Origin of the sequence: Phaeobacter sp. SYSU ZJ3003, assembly GCF_041300735.1 — a bacterium.
GTDB lineage: Bacteria > Pseudomonadota > Alphaproteobacteria > Rhodobacterales > Rhodobacteraceae > Phycobacter > Phycobacter gallaeciensis_A.
Window position 1 is genome coordinate 1 of the sequence record NZ_PXNU01000038.1, and the last position, 16,596, is coordinate 16,596.

Genomic DNA, 16,596 nt, shown 5'->3' on the forward strand with positions numbered 1-16,596 from the left:
CGGCATCCGCACTAAACTGGGGAATTTTCATCCAGCCGTTTTGGGGAGATTACGTCCAGCACTCACACACACTCGTATTTCAGAGATCGCCAGAGCCGTTCAACGAAGATGTTGTCGAGGAACCGCCCCTTGCCATCCATTGAGATACGCACGCCGGATCGGCGCAACCGGTCCGTCCAGGCGAACGCTGGACAAGCTCGTCATCCCCAGAACGACCTTCTACCGCTGGTATGATCGGTATTTGTCGGGCGGCCCTGAGGCGCTGAAAGATCGCATTCCCAGGCCGTCGCGGGTCTGGAACCGCATCCCTGAGCCGGTGTGCGAGAAGATCAAGGACCTAGCACTGCAGGAACGCGATCTGTCGCCGCGCGAGTTGGCCGTGCGATTCACTGACACGGAAAAGTATCCTCGCCATGGTCTCTCGGACCAGTGGCGCTCCCATGGCTCGATGTCAGAGGCTTCGGTCTATCGCATCCCAAAGGCCTAAGACCTGATCACCAGCCCGGCCTATGTGGTTCTGTCCGCCGCTGACGAGTTCCGTGACAAGACGACCCGACCGAACCAGCTTTGGCAGACCGACTTCACTTACCTGAAGGTCATCGGCTGGGGCTGGTTCTACCTGTCCACGACCCTCGATGATTACAGCCGCTACAACATCGCCTGGAAACTTTACACGACGATGAAGTCAGGCGATGTGACCGACACGCTCGACCTGGCGCTGCAGGCATCGGGTTGTGATCAGGCGAAGGTTCTGCACAAGCCCCGCCTTCTCAGTAACAACGGGTCGGGTTACATCTCGGACGAGTTGGCCGATTGGCTGGAAGATCGGCAGATGGATCATGTCCGCGGTGCCTCATATCACCCGCAAACCCAGGGCAAGATCGAGCGCTGGCATCAGACCCTGAAGAACCGCATCCTGCTGGCGAACTACTTCCTGCCCGGCGATCTCAGGCAGAAGATCGACGCCCTCGTCGAGCATTACAATCACCGACAATGCCACGAGAGCCTGCAATACTTCACCCCGGCCGATGTCTACTTCGGGCGCGGCCAGACCATCCTGAAACAACGAGAAAGGATCAAGCGAAAGACTATCGAAACCCGGCGCTTGCTTCACCGAAGATACGCTGCATAATCAAACCAACCAGATGAGCCAGACCCTCTCTTCGCTCAGGCTGCCAAATGGCCCAAAATCTCTGACGACGGACACATCGGGCTTCTCTCGTTTGCCAGTCATCGCTGATCCTCCAATTTGCGGGACAAATCTATCCCAGTTGGTGGACCACTTTCAGGGGGCTACTCCAAGTTCCGGGGCAGATACACCGCTTGCCTTCATAGGGTTAGTTTCACGCAATCCCGCGCAAGAGTTCAATGAGCTTGCCCGCATCGTCCTTGCCAATCAGGGACTCGAGTGCGGCGTCTTGATCCTGCACTTCCTCACGAACCTGCAGCATCCGCTTTTTCCCGAGCGCGGTCGGCAGCACGTTGATCTGGCGATGATCTGCCTGCGCGACTTGACGATGAACAAGGCCATCCGAAACCAGACGGTCCACTAGTTTGGTCAGGGTAGGGGGATTCATCAGCACAACTTCTGCCAGCTGCCCCATGGTCAGCCGTTGGTCCGTTTCCAGCGTTTCAAGGATGCGCCAGGCTTCGATCTGAATGCCGTGTTTTTTAAGCCGGGCATTCAAGGATGCCGACATTTTCCGATGTGCCGCTGCCAAAGCATACGACAGATAGTCCTGAATAGGGTTTTCGCGCGTTTCCATAGGGGTCACTTCTCCACAGAACTCGAAATTAATTGACTTGGAAAGTAAGATCAATTGGTATGTAGCGGTTCCTGATCCTCTAGGGAAGGGGTGAGCCAATTTGAATGTGTTACCAGTTGTTCCAACTGAACTTGAGGAGCTGCGGGATAATCCGGTGTTGCGCGGCAACGGTACCTATCGGATCGCCCTCCTTATTCCACTGTGTGGCGCGGCGGGTCTTTGGGCCCCTTCTTGCATCTCGAGCGCACAGGTCGCGGTCGAAGAACTGAACCGGGCAAATGGTATTGATGGCCGCAAGGTGCAACTCATCATGATCGATGCGGCCATGGAGGCGAGCATCTCGATCGAGGAAACCGTCAACGATCTGATCGAAACAAACTCTATCGATGCCATCGTCGGGATGCATATCAGTGCGATCCGGCAGCGTCTGAGCAAGATTGTCCGTCAACGCATCCCTTACATCTATACGCCTTTATACGAAGGCGGTGAGCGCACGGACGGTTTGTTCGCCATTGGCGAAACCCCGCAAGAACAGCTCGGCCCATCGATGCAGCACATCCAGAATGAGTATCGGCCCCGAAGCTGGGCCCTGATCGGCAACGACTATGTCTGGCCAAGAACCTCGCATAGCTACGCGAAGGGCAAGCTTCAGGAAATGTCGGTCGGGTTGGCTTATGAGAAATACCTGCCGTTTGGCCTGAAGAGCATGAGCATGTTCGTCGAAGAGATCTCCCGCTCGGGTGCGGAAGCCGTGCTGATCTCGCTTGTCGGGCAGGATGCCGTCGCGTTCAACAGGGCTTTCGGCAAGGCAAACCTTCATGACCGGATGGTGCGATTGTCTTGTGCAATCGAGGAGAACGGCCTGCTGGGCTGCGGCGCGCAAAACAGCAAAAGATTGTTCGCCGCGTCCTCCTATTTCGGAAGTTTGCCGACAGATGCGAACCTGTCGTTTAAGGAAAAATATTTCAACGTACACGGGGATCAGGCGCCGGTTTTGAACGCGCTCGGGCAGTCGACCTACGAGGGGGTCCATTTCCTGGCAGGGCTGATGCAGGGGCATGCAACAGTCTGGCGGGAGCACAGTGTTTCTCCCGCGTTGCCGGTGATTCACCGAAGCGGTCGGAAGCTCTCCTCTTTGAACACGAGTGAACGGGCGCCGATCTACCTTGCGCGGGCTGACGATCTGAGATTTGAAGTCATTAAAGAGTTATAAAACAGTATCTTGAAGTGAAATGATTTCCAATTCAAATTATTTACTTGAAATGGAAATAAAATTCTCCCACGCTTTTGTGAACGAATGGATCGCGGACGGACACCTCCGACGATCGGTCACATGGGGAGATTTGCTTTGCTCTGGGTTGTCCTGCTGGTTCTGCTGGTAATCGTCGCTCTGGTCGCGATCTGGTTTCTTCAACGCTACTACGCGAAAGCTACTCTGGATACGGCGCTGGTCAGAACCGGCTTCGGCGGATCGCGTGTCGTAACGGACGGCGGGTGCCTATCCCTGCCGATCCTGCACCAGGTTCAGAAAGTCTCGATGGGGGCGCTGACCTTTGGCATCAACCGCGAGGGGCGCGACGCCGTCCTGACGCGCGACAAGATGCGGGCCGATGTTCAGTTCGAGTTCGAGCTTCGCGTCGCACCGACCAAAGAAGGGATCTCGACGGCGGCCCAGGCGCTGGGTTCTCGGATCGCCCGTGGAGGTGACACGGTCAAGGACGTCTTCGCTGGCTCCCTCGTGGATGCGATCCAGCGCGCGGCGGCGGTTCGGACCTTAGAAGAAATTCACCTCGATCGTTCCGGTTTTTCCGACGATGTGGCTAGGGCAATTGATACCCAGGCTTCCAAGTTCGGGCTGACCCTGGTGTCGGCCTCCTTGCTGGCTGTCGATCAAAGCGATCTGAGCCAATGGAACGAAAATAATGCCTTCAACGCGCAAGGCATGCGTCAACTGGCCGAACTTGTCGCGGATCAACGCAAGGCGCGCATCCGCATTGAAACCGAGGCCGAGGTCGCCGTGCGTGAAAGCCACCTGGCGCAACATCAGCGGCAACTCGAACTGCAGCGTGCAGAACGTGAAGCAGAGATCGCCCTGCAAGAGCATCTGGCAAAGCTTGAGGCGGACGCCAAGTCCCGCGAAGACCGCGCCCGCGATGAAGCAAAACTCGCGAGCGAGACCACTCGGATCGAAAACGAGAAACGGGTGAAAGCGACGCAGGTGGAAAGTGACGAGGCGCTGCGAAGGGCCGAGATGGCAGCCATCCGGACGCTCGAAGAAGAGAAGATCAACAACGACATTCAGATTGCCAAGAAGCGCGCGGAGGAGGCCGAAGCCCGTGCCGAAGAGGAAGAGGCCAGAGCAAAGGTCATCCTCGCGGCCGAAAGCGTACAGGCCCAGAAGGAACGTGCCATCGCCGAACGCGAGCGCGAGATCGCCCACCTGAAACAGGAGAAAGAGCTTTCGCTCGAAGGGGCCAAGGTTAAGCGGGATGTGGAGACGCTTCTGGAGAAGGCCAAGGCCGATGCCGCCGCTAAAACCAAGGCGAGCGAGGCAGAGCGTGTCCGGATGGAAGCGGAAGCCGCCGGTCGCATCGCACTGAACCAGGCCGAGAATACGCTTGGCGATGCGGTGATCCGGATGCGCCTGGAAGAGCGCAAGCTGGACCGCCTGCCGGAAATCATGACGCAGATGATGAAGCCGGTCGAAAAAATCGACTCTATCAGGATCAACCAGATTTCCGGCGCGAGTGGAAGCAACGGCGCCGGAGAAGGGGTCGATGGCGCATTCGGTGCCGCCATGGATCAGATCCTCGGAATGGCGGTGCGCCTGCCTGCGATGAAGCAGATGGGCGAGGAAATCGGACTGGATTTCGATGCCAACCTCGCTGGCCGCACTGCGGACTATGCAAACCGCATCAAAGACAAACCCAAGACCGAGAAGTGACGGGCCAACCGTCCAGATCCCCAACCGGAACGACAACAGGAAGGAAACTGATATGTCCCTGAACCGCCGAAACTTCTTGGCCAGCACAGCCGCCATCGCAGGCACCTCGATGCTGCCTCGCGTGGCCCTTGCCGCCGACACGATCAAGTTGGGGTCGATCCTCGACACCTCGGGCATATTCGATGCTTACGGCAAGCCAATGGATATGGCGATGCGCCTGGCCGTTGACGAAATCAACGCGTCTGGCGGCCTTCTGGGTAAGCAGGTCGAGGTTGCGGCCTATGATACGCAATCTGACATGGCGCTCTATTCTCAATACGGTCAGCAACTGACCCGCCAGGACAAGGTCGATGTTGTGCATGGCGGCATCCTGTCCGCCTCGCGCGAGGCGATCCGCCAGACAATGCGCAAGACGAAGACGCTCTATTTCTACAATGTGCTCTACGAGGGCGGTGTCTGTGACCGCAACATCTTCATCAATGGCGTGACACCTGCACAGCAGGTCGAGGCCCTCGTTCCCTACGCGATGAGCAAATCCGGCAAGAAGGTCTACATCCTCGCTGCTGACTACAACTACGGTCAGATCACCGCGCGCTGGATCCAGAAGTTCGTGGCTGACAACGGTGGCGAGACTGTCGGTGTCGATTTCTTCCCGCTGGATGTGAGCGATTTTGGCTCAACCATCGCCAAGATTCAATCGGTTGGTCCCGACCTCGTCATTGCACCGCTCGTCGGGGGCGCGCACCTGTCGTTCTTCCGTCAGTGGGCTGCCGCCGGCATGAAAGACCGCATCCCTCTGGCATCGACCACGCTTGGCGTCGGCAACGAGCATAAGGTTCTGACCCCGGAAGAGGGCAACGGGATCATGGTGGCCTACAACTACAGCCAGGAACTCGATACTCCCGCGAACGCCGCCTTCAAGGAGAAATGGGCAGCCGCCTACGGTGACAGCAACCTGATCCACGAGATCGCCGTATCGCATTATCAGGGCATTCTGACCTGGGCCGAAGCCGTGCGCCAGGCAGGGTCGCACGAACGGGACGCCGTGATTGCAGCCCTTGAGACAGGTCTGTCGATCGATGGCCCTGCAGGGAAAATCACGGTCGATCCCAAGACGCACCATGCCGTTCTCGATGTGCATCTCATGGAATTCGAGAACCAGGGCATGAAAGTGATCGAAACACTGCCACAGCGACAGCCGGTCGACACTCAGGCCGTCTGCGATCTGGAGGCCAATCCGAACGACAATACCCAGTACGAAATCCAAATCTGACCGCTCACAGATTTTAGCGGGGCGGCAGGGTCGCCCCGCACGCCCGGACTGTACTCCTCTTCCAACGGAATTTCTTTCTCATGGATTTAACCGTCGTCATACTTGTCGAGATGCTTTACGCGGTTGCCTCGCTGATCCTCATCAGTGCCGGCCTCGCGGTCGTCTTCGGAATGATGAAAGTGATCAACCTTGCCCATGGCGAGTTCATGATGATGGGCGGGTACGCCACCATCACAGCCGTGAACCTCGGCGTGAACATCTTCATCGCCATGCTGGTGATCGCGCCGATTGTCGTCGGGCTTATCGGGCTCGTGGTCGAACGGCTGGTGATCCGTCATCTCTATGGGCGGCTTGTCGACACGATGCTCGCAACCTGGGGGTTGAGCCTGTTCTTCATCGGTCTGGCGACAATGATCTTTGGCAATACGACGACAGGGATCTCAACACCGATCCCCGGCTTTGCCATCGGAAATTATCAGGTTAACGGCTATAACTTCTTCATCATCGTGGTCGCGATCCTGCTGCTTATCGGAACGCTCACGATCCTGAAGGCGACACGCGCAGGTTTGATCGCGCGCGGTACGATGCAACGCTCTGACATGGCGGCGGCCCTGGGCTACAGCCCGGACCGCATCTACATGGCAACCTTCTTCTGCGGCTCTGCTCTGTCTGGTTTGGCAGGCGCGGTCCTCGCGCCGCTGGTCGGGCTCGTCCCGACATCGGGCGGGGCCTATATCGCCAAGGCGTTCATCACGGTGATCGCGGGCGGGCCGTCCCTTATCGCGGGCCTTTTCTCAAGCGCGGGCCTCTTTGGTGTCGTCAACCAAGTCTTCACCTTCGCCGTCTCGCCGGTCATCGGCGAAGTTGCACTTCTCGTGGCCGCAGTCATCCTGCTGCGCCTTTTGCCACAGGGCATTACCGGCAAATTCTTCAAGGGGAAGCTGTGATGCAAGGGAGCCTTTCAAAAGACGCCATCACGACCATCCTTGTTACCGCAGTTCTGATCTGGGTCATGCCCTTGATGATTGGCACCTACACGCTGACGGTTCTGATCGTCTACGGGATGCTTGGGTTAAGTCTCGGTCTGATCTGGGGCTTCGGCGGCATCCTCTGCTTTGGCCAGGCCGCTTTTTTCGGGCTGGGCGCCTATACCTACGCCATTGCCGCCATCAATATCGGTGAAAGCACGGTTCCGATGATCCTCGCCGTGCTGGTTCCGGCGGTGTTTGCGGCTCTGCTTGGGGCGATGATGTTCTATGGGCGCCTGAATGACGTCTATCTCGGCGTCATCACCCTGGTCGTGACGCTGATCCTGTTCAAGTTCATCAACTCGACCGCCGGGCCGCAATACGTGATCGGGACCGCGCGTCTGGGTGGTTTCAACGGAATCCCCGGGTTCCAGACGTTGAACATCCCCGGACGCCCGGATGACTACATCTGGGGCGACAGTTACTTCTATGTCTGCGCCGTCCTTCTGGGCGCGGTCTACTTCCTCGTCTCTGCCTTGCTGAGGTCAAGCTTCGGCCGTGTCGCCGTCGGTATCCGTGAAAACGAAACCCGCATGTCTTTGATGGGATATGACGTGCGGATCAGGAAAACCGTCCTCTTCGCTGCGGGTGCAGCGATTGCCGGGCTGGCCGGGGCGCTGTTTGCGAACTGGGCTGAGATTGTCACGCCGAGCCTGTTTTCCCTTGGCCAATCTGCCGAGATCATCATCTGGTGCATCGTTGGTGGACTGGGTACCCGGTTCGGTCCGGTTCTTGGCGCGGCCGGGCTGGCTTATCTGAAATTTCTTCTGGGACAGCAGAGCATCATCGACAACACGTTGATCACCGGTCTGATCTTGGTTCTTTTCGTTCTTTTCCTGCCCAAAGGCGTCGTCCCGGCGCTGGCGGGGCTATGGAAAGTGAGCTTTGGCCGCCGCCCTTTGGGACGTATTCACCAGCAACGGCGTATGAGAAACAGGGAGCGTCAGAATGGCTGAAGTTGTTCTTGAAACCCACTGGCTGACCATGCGCTTTGGCGGCGTAGTGGCCTCCAACAATGTCGATTTCAAACTCCGTGCAAGAGAGCTCCGCTGCTTGATCGGTCCGAATGGGGCCGGGAAGTCCACCTTCTTCAAATGCGTCACCGGTCTCCAGACCCCGACTGAGGGCGAGGTCTATATGCGCGGTATAGAGACCACCCATTGGATGCCGCATCAGATTGCCTCGCTCGGTGTCGGTATCAAGACACAGACGCCGAATGTCATGGACAGCCTGAGCGTGTTCGAGAACATCTGGCTTGCCGCCCGGCGGTTTCATGACGTTCAGGAAGCCAACCTGAAGACGCAGGAGATCATCGAGCGCCTCGCCTTGGGATCGATTGCGCGCGACGATCTGGGGCGGTTGGCGCACGGCGAACGGCAGCGCGTTGAGCTTGGCCTCGTGGCGGTCGGCGACCCCTGGTTGGTGCTGCTTGATGAACCTGCGGCCGGGATGAGTGCCGAGGACGTGGAGCGCATGACCGGCATCATCCATGAGCTGAACAAGACTGCGGCGATCATCATCGTCGAGCACGACATGCAATTCATTCGCTCGATTGCCGACATGGTGACGGTTTTCCACCAGGGAGAAGTGTTGATGGAAGATCACGTAGATCGCGTCATGTCGGACCCCACCGTTCGCAACGTCTATCTTGGAAAGAAGAACTGAGATGACAGAGGGTGTGACAGAAATCCTGAAGGTCAAAAGCGTCTCGGGCGGCTATGGAAAAGTGCCAATCCTGCACGGGATCGACTTTGCCGTCGGCGAAAACGAGGTCGTGGGCATTCTCGGCCACAATGGTATGGGCAAGACCACCCTCCTGAAGACGTTGATGGGCTTCCTGCCAACCGGGTCCGGGGCAATCCGGTTTCACTCGACGGATATCACCGGGATGGCACCTTTCGAACGGGCAGGGCTTGGCATGGGTTACGTGCCACAGGGCAGAGGCATCTTCCCCCAGCTTTCCGTGCGCGACAACCTGCGGTTCGCCTGGCATGAATATGCAGGGGCCTCCGAGCACGACGTGATGGAGGCCGTGCTCTCGGATTTCCCGCGCCTGCGGCCTTTGCTGGACCGCGAGGGGGGCGCCCTTTCTGGCGGCGAACAGCAACTTCTTGCCCTGGCCCGCTGTCTGATGGGGGATCCGGATTTCCTGCTGTTGGATGAGCCAACAGAAGGCATCCAACCTTCGATAATCGAGGAAATGGGCGAAACACTCCTTGATCTGCGCAAAAGCCGGGGGCTGTCCATCCTGCTTGTCGAACAGAACTTCGACTTCATTTCCGATCTGTCCGACCGGGTACTCGTGCTCGAACGTGGCCGGATCACCGGAGAGTTGAGCAAGGCAGATCTTTCGGATCAGGGAAAGGTCGATCAGTTCTTGGGGTTCGGAGCGGCGAGATCTACCCGAGGACAAGCTGGGGGGCAGTCGCCCGCACGACCGACCGCGACGGGACAGGCTCAGTATCAGGCAAAACAGACACAGTATCAGGCGGCACGGGCGATTGAACCAGCTGCCGCAAGTGTGGGGACCAACATGACCATAAGACGACCGACACTTTCGCAAATGCGTGAAATGGCGAACCGGTTTGGGATGAACCTGCCGGATGCGGATCTTGAGGAATATCGTGAGATCATCGAGCCTTACATGCAGGCCTATGATCGTCTCGACGCGATGCCTGACTACCTGCCAGAGGTCCGTTATCCGCGCAGCCCCGGCCGGTTCCCGAACCCGACCGAGAATCCGCTGAATGCCTGGTATGTGAAGACCGAAGTGCGCGGCGCACCGGATGGCAAGCTGCGCGGCAAGCGCATCGCGCTGAAAGACACGGTTTGCCTGGCTGGCGTGCCGATGATGAATGGCTCGTCCATCATGGAGGGGTACACACCCGAGATCGACGCCACAATCGTCACCCGGATGCTGGATGCAGGCGCCGTCATCGCGGGTAAGGCACATTGTGAAAATTTCTGCCTCTCGGGCGGCTCGCACACCAACGCCAAAGGGCCGATCCACAACCCCTGGAAACGCGGATATATGGCCGGAGGTTCCTCTGGCGGGTCGGCGGCGCTTGTCGCCTCGGGCGAGGTCGACATGGCCATCGCAGGAGACCAGGGTGGTTCCATCCGCATCCCGGCCTCCAATTGCGGCGTCTATGGGATGAAGCCTACGCATGGGCTTGTGCCCTACACCGGGGCAATGCCGATCGAGCAAACCATCGACCATCTCGGCCCGGTGACGAATACGGTCGCAGACAATGCACTTTTGCTGGAGGTGCTGGCTGGCGAAGACGGGCTCGATCCACGCCAGTACAAGCCCACGGTCTATAGCTATACCGAGGCTCTGGGGCGCGGCGCGCATGGGATGCGCATCGGAGTCCTTATGGAAGGGTTCGCCCACGAGAATTCGGAATACGACGTGGATACCAAGGTTATGCAAGCCGCCGAGCGTTTTCGGGAACTCGGTGCGCGGGTCGAGGAGGTGTCGATTCCGGAACATTATACCGCCATGGATGCCTGGACAGCGATCACGCTTGAGGGCCTTCAGGATGGCATGATGTGGGGCAATTCGACGGGCACCAACTACAAGGGGCTTTTCCTGCCTTCCATGACCGACCACATGTCGCAATGGCATGGCCGCGCAGATGAGCTGAGCCATTCGCTAAAGGCCTGCATGTTCGTAGGTGAGCATTTCCAGCGCCAGTATCGGGGCCGCTTCTATGGCAAGGCGCAGAACATCATGCGGCTCTGCAATGAACGCTACATGGCGGCGCTCAAGCAATACGATCTGCTGTTGATGCCGACGCTGCCGATCAAGCCGCAACCGCATCCGCCTGCCGATTGCTCGCTCAGCCTCTATGTGCAGCGCGCCTTCGAAATGGTCGCCAACACAGCGCCCTTCAACGGCGGTCTGCCGGCGATGAGCATCCCCTGCGGCCTGAGCGAGGGCTTACCCATCGGCATGATGCTGGTGGGGCCACACTATGGAGAGATGAAGATCTATCAGGCGGCTGATGCCTTTGAGAAATCTGGCGATTGGCGCAACATGTAAGGGAGGATCTACATGTCAATCCTGAACGAAAGTCTGGCAACACGGATATCTGATTGGGCGCCCCAGACCGAGACAACCACGGACACCATCGCTCCGCAGGATGGTCAATCCTATGTCCGTGGGCCATCGACCCCGCCACTTGCCTATATCACCATTCCCCAGCTGTTGCGGGATGCGGTATCAAGGTTCGGCCCCCGCGATGCGGTCGTGTTCAGCGAACAGAATATCCGGTTGAGCTACTACGATCTCGACCGCGCGGTGGACGAGCTTGCCTCCGGTCTCCTGGCGCTTGGTCTCGAAAAGGGTGACCGGGTCGGGATCTGGTCTCCCAACCGCTTCGAATGGGTTCTGACGCAGTTTGCAACCGCGCGCGTCGGGCTTGTCCTGGTGAACATCAACCCGGCCTACCGCCTGGGTGAGTTGGAATACGCTTTGAACAAGGTCGCATGCAAGACCATCATCGCGGCCAAATCCTTCAAGGCCTCCGATTATGCAGGCATGCTCCGCAACCTCGCTCCGGAGCTGGAAAATTGCGAACCGGGTCGGCTTCGCTCGGCAACTCTGCCGCATCTGCGAAACGTCATCATCATGGATGACCAGCCGGGTCCAGGGGCCTACTCCTTCGAGGAGCTTAGGAAGCTCGGCGGCCCGGCCCAGCAGCTCCGGATCCCTGAGATCGACAAGACGCTCAGCCCGGATGACGCAATCAACATTCAATTCACCTCCGGCACGACGGGTATGCCGAAGGGCGCAACTCTCTCGCACTACAATATCGTCAACAATGCCCGCTTCGTGACGGATCGCATTCGCCTGTCCGAGACGGACCGGCTGGCTATCCCGGTGCCACTTTATCATTGTTTTGGTATGGTGATGGGCGTCCTTGGGGCCATCGGAAAAGGAGCGACCATGGTCTTCCCCGGCGAGGGTTTTGATGCGGCGCAGACCCTTGACGCGCTGGCCAAGGAACGTTGCACGGCGGTCTACGGGGTGCCGACGATGTTCGTTGCGATGCTCGAAGATCTCGGCGATACGCCCCGTGATCTCTCCAGTCTGCGTACCGGCATCATGGCTGGCGCTCCGTGCCCGGTTGAAGTCATGCAACGTGTGAACTGTGAAATGAACATGAAAGAGGTCACGATCTGCTATGGGATGACGGAAACCTCGCCCGTCTCCTTCCAGAGTTTCGTGGACGACCCCACCGAGAAGCGCTGCGAGACAGTCGGTCGGGTTCATCCGCATCTGGAGATCAAGATCGTCGATCCGGATGGGCGGATTGTCCCGGTTGGCACCCGGGGAGAGCTTTGCACCCGCGGCTACTCGGTCATGAAGGGGTATTGGGAGGATCCGGAGAAGACCGCCGAAAGCATCGTGGATGGCTGGATGCACACCGGCGATCTTGCCGTGTTCGACGAGGAGGGCTTCTGTTCCATTGTTGGCCGCGTGAAAGACATGATCATCCGGGGCGGAGAAAACATCTACCCACGCGAGATTGAGGAATACCTGATGCGGCATCCGAAGGTGAGCGATGTGCAAGTCTTCGGCATTCCGCATGACACCTTGGGCGAGGAAGTCTGTGCTTGGGCGATTGCAAAGCCCGGCGTGGAGTTGGAGGAGGAGGAGCTTCGCGAGTCACTGAAGGGTCAGATCGCCCATTTCAAGATCCCTCGGCACGTCCGGATCGTTGACGAACTTCCCATGACGATCACGGGGAAGCCACAGAAGTACGTGATGCGCGACAAGATGGTCGCTGAGCTCGTGGCCTAGACACTGGCCCCTTTGAATTCACAGCCAGTAGATGACAGCCGCTGCGAGAGCGACAACAGAGAAGAAGGCCGTGGGGCATCTGTCATACTTTGTTGCAACACGCCGCCACGCCTTGACCCTGCTGAACATGATCTCGATTCGGTTACCAGTTGCTTTGCACGCTCGTGGCCCTTGGGAGAGAATTTGTTTCTTGTGTTGCTCATTGTGACTTCGTCCTACTCAGGAGTTGAAGCCTTCGGCAACCCCGGTGCGGTTCAGCTGTTCGCAGATCAGATGCTCTACCCCATCTCCTTGAAACGCCTGTTTTGCGCCTGGATGCAACGACGGAAAATGCCAGCTTTGGTCTGGTGGGGTCACAAAGGGCTACTGGCACACTCTTTCCGAGGACCTAAAGGCGGCGATGAAGTGGGCTGATGAAGAGATCAGAAAGCCCTTCCTGCGGCGCGCAGAGGGCAGGCAACGTGGTCATGTCCCCCCGCTTTATGCGCGTCTTTGCTCCGCGTGCATGACGGGGGGGGCTTGTGGATCAGCGTTTCCAGAACCGTTTTGGTTTCGGCTTCTGGGCCTTGAGGTGTTTCTTCAGCTCGGTAAAGCCACCAATTTTCTCCCCGTCAATGAATACAAGCGGCGTTGTGGTGACGTGGTGCTTATCCTTGAAGGCATCCGTTTCCCGGCGGGTGCGCAGCACATGTTCTTCGATATCGAATTTTTCGCGACGCAGCAGGTCAAGGGCTGCCGTGCCGAAGCCACAGGTGTAATTGGGCAAATCCATGCGATAGATGACGGCTTTGGGCATAGGGGTATCCTTTCTATTCGCGGCGGGTTTCGAATACCGGCATGGCTTGCGCAAGGTCGGGCGGATCACGTTGGCGTGGGGGAGGTGAGTGCGCCGGCTGGGAGCAGCGTGGGGAGCGCCTGATTGTCAGCCGCGCGTCGGCCAGTCGCGGTGCAGATCGTCGATGATGATGGCGTGCTTGTGCGCCTCATCTCCGTGCTCAAGCAGGTGTGGATGATCCGGCGGCAGATCCGTGTGGCTATGGGGTATCTCCGATGGGGCATGGGCAGGCCAGAGGAAACGGCACAGCAGCAGCCCAGCAAGAGAAAGCGCCGCCAGCAGGATCAGCGCCGTGAGCGTGCCAAAGGCGGTCATCAGCCAGCCAGACAGCGGATAGGTCAGAAGCCAACAAGCATGGGAGAGGGCAAACTGCGCGGCAAAGATGGCCGGGCGGTCCTCGGCATGGGCAGAGCGGCGCAACAGCCGTCCGGAGGGGGTCATGACCGACGAGTAGCCGATGCCGACCAGACACCAGCTGATCAGCAGCCCGCCCCAGCTGAGGCCCGTAATCGCCACCAGGGCCGCCAGCCCCAGCAATGCCGCAACCAGCAGCCCGGCGCCGGACAGCATGACTGGCCGGTCCGGCACCCGGTCCAGCACAGGGGGCAGCAGCAGCGCCGCCAGCATCGAGCCGAAGCCAAAGGCGAACATTGCCCAGGCCACATTGCTTTCGCTCAGGCCCAACTCTCCGCGCACCAGAACCACCGAGTTCACCAGCACCATGGCTCCGGCCGCCGAGACCGCAAGATTGAGCGCCAGAAGACCGCGCAGACGCGGCGTGGCCAGATAGATCCGGATCCCTCGGGTGGTGCGGTCGTAGATACCGCGCCGCTGGGTGGATTTGGGGCTGGGCAGCAGCACTGAGACGACAAGCAGGGCCGAGCCGACAAAGCCAGCGACCGTACCAAGGAATAGCGTGTCATAGGCCATGACGGTCAGCAGCAGCGCCGCCAGCGTCGGGCTGACAATGTTTTCCAATTCATAGGTCAGCCGCGACAGCGACAGCGCCCGGGTATATCGGTCCTCTTCCGGCAGGATGTCCGGAATCGTGGCCTGGAATGTGGGAGTAAAGGCAGCTGATGCGGATTGCAGCAGGAAGATCAGCACATAGACCTGCCAGACCTCGGTGACAAAGGGGAGACACAGGGCCGCTGCCGCCCGCACGAGGTCCAGTGTGACCAGCAGGGCGCGGCGGTTCACACGGTCGGCAAAGGCTCCGGCGATGGGTGCAATCCCCACATAGGCGATCATCTTGATCGTGAAGATACTGCCGAGCACCAGCCCCGCGCCGCTGCCCGCCAGATCATAGGCCAGCAGACCCAGCGCAACGGTGGCAAGCCCGGTCCCGATCAGCGCCACGACCTGGGCCAGGAACAGATGGCGATAGGTGCGGTCTGACAGGATGTCGAACATGGGTGTCCTCACGCAGAGCGGGAAATGGCGATGGGCCTGATTCTGCCTGAGCGCTAAGGGGCAGGCAAGAACGACGGGGAAGAGCGTTCGACAAACGGGCTTCTTTTCTGCACCATGCGCTGGACGAACACATAATCGAAGCCGGAAAGAGAGTTCATGAAGCAGCGCAAACTTGGAGCCCAGGGACCAGAGGTCGGATGCATCGGCTATGGCGCGATGTCCTTTTCAGACATGTACGGCCCCACCAATGAGGCCGAAAGCCACGCCATTCTCGACAGCTGCCGGGATCTGGGTGTGACGCTGCTGGACAGCGCCAATATCTATGGCATGGGAAAATCCGAAAACGCCATCGGATCTTACCTGAGCGCCAATCCCGGGGCGCGTGATGAATTTGTGATCTCGACAAAGGCCACGATCACGCGCGATGCCGATGGCAACCGGTGCTTTGATAACTCGGCAGAGCATCTTGAGGCAGAGCTGGACAAATCCTTGCAGCGGCTGGGCGTCGAGTGTGTCGATCTGTTCTATGCGCACCGCCGCGATCCGCGTTTCACGCCCGAGGAAACGGCGGCGAACCTTGGTCGCCTTGTGGAAAAGGGCAAGACACGCGCGATCGGTCTTTCGGAGGTGGCGCCCTCAACCCTGCGGCGGGCGATGACGGCCTTTCCTGTTGCGGCTGTGCAATCGGAGTATTCCCTGTCGACCCGGTTCCCCGATCTTGGCCTGGTACAGGCCTGCGCCGAACTCGGGGTGGCTTTTGTGGCTTTCTCGCCGGTGGGGCGCTCCTTGCTGACAGACAACCCGATTCCGAAGGCGCGGATCCCGCAACTGCCGTTCCTTGCTGGCAACCCGCGGTTCATGGAGCCGAATCTGAGTGAGAACCTGCGGATCACCGATAAGTTCCGTGCACTTGCGGCGCAGATGGGGACCTCGGCGGCGGCTCTGGCCAATGCTTGGCTGCTGACCCGCGGCGACCACGTGATCCCGATCCCCGGGACCCGCAGCGTCAAACACCTTGGGGAATGCGTCGCGGGCGCGGATCTGACGCTGACGCCTGAGGACTTGGAACGGATCGAGACTGTGTTGCCCGTGGGATGGGCGCATGGCGACCGCTATTCGGATGAGCAGTGGATCGGCCCTGAGCGCTATTGCTGATCCGACAGTTGCTCTGGTTCACGGCGACGGGGCGAATACGGGTCTTTGGTTCGCGAGTGCGGGGAGGGATAGGGAGCTTTCCTCTTGGTTTCAATGCTTTACATCTGGGAATGAATTTTTTTGGCCGAAAGCGGATAAAATGACAAAACACCGCTTGACGATACCCGAGGCCTGGGAATATTACACCCCAACGTTCGGCAGAGATGCTGGACGGGCAGCGAGCGGTTGTAGCTCAGTTGGTTAGAGTACCGGCCTGTCACGCCGGGGGTCGCGGGTTCGAGCCCCGTCAACCGCGCCACTGCTGCCTGCCCGCCTTGGGCAATACCAGGGTCCGCTCCGGATGGGGGATGCCGAAAGGCAGATGATATGAGAT

12 protein-coding genes, 1 tRNA gene and 2 pseudogenes are annotated in these 16,596 nt (G+C 59.0%); 11 read left to right on the forward strand and 4 right to left on the reverse strand.

What is annotated here, in order from left to right; genetic code table 11:
• Positions 1-172: 172 nt before the first annotated feature.
• Positions 173-1,132, forward strand: a pseudogene (locus tag C6W91_RS14585) (DDE-type integrase/transposase/recombinase); the annotation flags it as partial.
• A 211-nt stretch (positions 1,133-1,343) separates the two neighbouring features.
• Here C6W91_RS14585 and C6W91_RS14590 read toward each other — a convergent pair.
• Positions 1,344-1,766, reverse strand: coding sequence for a MarR family winged helix-turn-helix transcriptional regulator (locus C6W91_RS14590; protein ID WP_065270629.1), 423 nt, complete (start codon positions 1,764-1,766; stop codon positions 1,344-1,346).
• 106 nt (positions 1,767-1,872) lie between these two features.
• Here C6W91_RS14590 and C6W91_RS14595 point away from each other — a divergent pair, with 106 nt between their 5' ends.
• From C6W91_RS14595 to C6W91_RS14630, 8 genes are all read left to right on the forward strand, one after another.
• The gene (locus tag C6W91_RS14595; RefSeq protein WP_370570978.1) at positions 1,873-2,979 is read left to right on the forward strand and encodes a substrate-binding domain-containing protein; all 1,107 of its coding nucleotides are present in this window, start codon (positions 1,873-1,875) and stop codon (positions 2,977-2,979) included.
• 120 nt (positions 2,980-3,099) lie between these two features.
• Positions 3,100-4,710, forward strand: coding sequence for a flotillin family protein (locus C6W91_RS14600; RefSeq protein WP_274841278.1), 1,611 nt, complete (start codon positions 3,100-3,102; stop codon positions 4,708-4,710).
• A gap of 52 nt (positions 4,711-4,762) precedes the next feature.
• Positions 4,763-5,983, forward strand: coding sequence for an ABC transporter substrate-binding protein (locus C6W91_RS14605; RefSeq protein ID WP_065270627.1), 1,221 nt, complete (start codon positions 4,763-4,765; stop codon positions 5,981-5,983).
• 80 nt (positions 5,984-6,063) lie between these two features.
• On the forward strand, positions 6,064-6,930 hold the full coding sequence (locus C6W91_RS14610; protein ID WP_065270626.1) for an urea ABC transporter: 867 nt from the start codon (positions 6,064-6,066) through the stop codon (positions 6,928-6,930).
• Positions 6,930-7,967 carry a branched-chain amino acid ABC transporter permease gene (locus C6W91_RS14615; RefSeq protein WP_274838756.1) on the forward strand — a complete coding sequence of 346 codons (1,038 nt, stop codon included), beginning with the start codon at positions 6,930-6,932 and terminating at the stop codon, positions 7,965-7,967. The genes C6W91_RS14610 and C6W91_RS14615 overlap by 1 nt, the downstream gene beginning before the upstream one ends.
• On the forward strand, positions 7,960-8,676 hold the full coding sequence (locus C6W91_RS14620) for an ABC transporter ATP-binding protein (protein ID WP_370570976.1): 717 nt from the start codon (positions 7,960-7,962) through the stop codon (positions 8,674-8,676). The genes C6W91_RS14615 and C6W91_RS14620 overlap by 8 nt, the downstream gene beginning before the upstream one ends.
• A 1-nt stretch (position 8,677) precedes the next feature.
• Positions 8,678-11,056 (forward strand): amidase, encoded by a 2,379-nt coding sequence (locus C6W91_RS14625; RefSeq protein WP_274830904.1) that lies wholly within the window; start codon positions 8,678-8,680, stop codon positions 11,054-11,056.
• A 12-nt stretch (positions 11,057-11,068) separates the two neighbouring features.
• A complete protein-coding gene (locus tag C6W91_RS14630; RefSeq protein WP_274838755.1) occupies positions 11,069-12,820 on the forward strand; it encodes an AMP-binding protein in 1,752 nt (583 codons plus the stop codon).
• A gap of 18 nt (positions 12,821-12,838) precedes the next feature.
• Here the strand turns inward: C6W91_RS14630 and C6W91_RS14635 are convergent.
• The 3 genes and pseudogenes from C6W91_RS14635 to C6W91_RS14645 form a co-directional block, all read right to left on the reverse strand.
• Positions 12,839-12,964 (reverse strand): annotated as a pseudogene (locus C6W91_RS14635) (IS5/IS1182 family transposase); the annotation flags it as partial.
• A 382-nt stretch (positions 12,965-13,346) separates the two neighbouring features.
• Positions 13,347-13,616: a glutaredoxin gene (locus C6W91_RS14640; protein ID WP_274835636.1), complete on the reverse strand. Its 270-nt coding sequence runs from the start codon at positions 13,614-13,616 to the stop codon at positions 13,347-13,349.
• A gap of 126 nt (positions 13,617-13,742) precedes the next feature.
• Positions 13,743-15,068 (reverse strand): MFS transporter, encoded by a 1,326-nt coding sequence (locus C6W91_RS14645; RefSeq protein WP_274838754.1) that lies wholly within the window; start codon positions 15,066-15,068, stop codon positions 13,743-13,745.
• A 156-nt stretch (positions 15,069-15,224) separates the two neighbouring features.
• On the opposite strand from C6W91_RS14645, the gene C6W91_RS14650 reads away from it, so the two are divergent.
• Both C6W91_RS14650 and C6W91_RS14655 read left to right on the forward strand, forming a co-directional pair.
• Entirely contained in the window at positions 15,225-16,223 is a 999-nt protein-coding gene (locus C6W91_RS14650; RefSeq protein ID WP_274838753.1) for an aldo/keto reductase, read from the forward strand.
• 221 nt (positions 16,224-16,444) lie between these two features.
• Positions 16,445-16,521 (forward strand) — tRNA-Asp (locus C6W91_RS14655).
• Positions 16,522-16,596 lie beyond the last annotated feature (75 nt).

What these genes read in the sequence shown, in the direction of transcription:
- C6W91_RS14640 (WP_274835636.1), bottom strand. Translation starts at nt 13,616, where the DNA reads ATGCCCAAAGCCGTCATCTATCGCATGGATTTGCCCAATTACACCTGT.
- C6W91_RS14620 (WP_370570976.1), top strand. Translation starts at nt 7,960, where the DNA reads ATGGCTGAAGTTGTTCTTGAAACCCACTGGCTGACCATGCGCTTTGGC.
- C6W91_RS14610 (WP_065270626.1), top strand. Translation starts at nt 6,064, where the DNA reads ATGGATTTAACCGTCGTCATACTTGTCGAGATGCTTTACGCGGTTGCC.
- C6W91_RS14600 (WP_274841278.1), top strand. Translation starts at nt 3,100, where the DNA reads ATGGGGAGATTTGCTTTGCTCTGGGTTGTCCTGCTGGTTCTGCTGGTA.
- C6W91_RS14625 (WP_274830904.1), top strand. Translation starts at nt 8,678, where the DNA reads ATGACAGAGGGTGTGACAGAAATCCTGAAGGTCAAAAGCGTCTCGGGC.
- C6W91_RS14650 (WP_274838753.1), top strand. Translation starts at nt 15,225, where the DNA reads ATGAAGCAGCGCAAACTTGGAGCCCAGGGACCAGAGGTCGGATGCATC.
- C6W91_RS14615 (WP_274838756.1), top strand. Translation starts at nt 6,930, where the DNA reads ATGCAAGGGAGCCTTTCAAAAGACGCCATCACGACCATCCTTGTTACC.
- C6W91_RS14605 (WP_065270627.1), top strand. Translation starts at nt 4,763, where the DNA reads ATGTCCCTGAACCGCCGAAACTTCTTGGCCAGCACAGCCGCCATCGCA.
- C6W91_RS14630 (WP_274838755.1), top strand. Translation starts at nt 11,069, where the DNA reads ATGTCAATCCTGAACGAAAGTCTGGCAACACGGATATCTGATTGGGCG.
- C6W91_RS14645 (WP_274838754.1), bottom strand. Translation starts at nt 15,068, where the DNA reads ATGTTCGACATCCTGTCAGACCGCACCTATCGCCATCTGTTCCTGGCC.
- C6W91_RS14590 (WP_065270629.1), bottom strand. Translation starts at nt 1,766, where the DNA reads ATGGAAACGCGCGAAAACCCTATTCAGGACTATCTGTCGTATGCTTTG.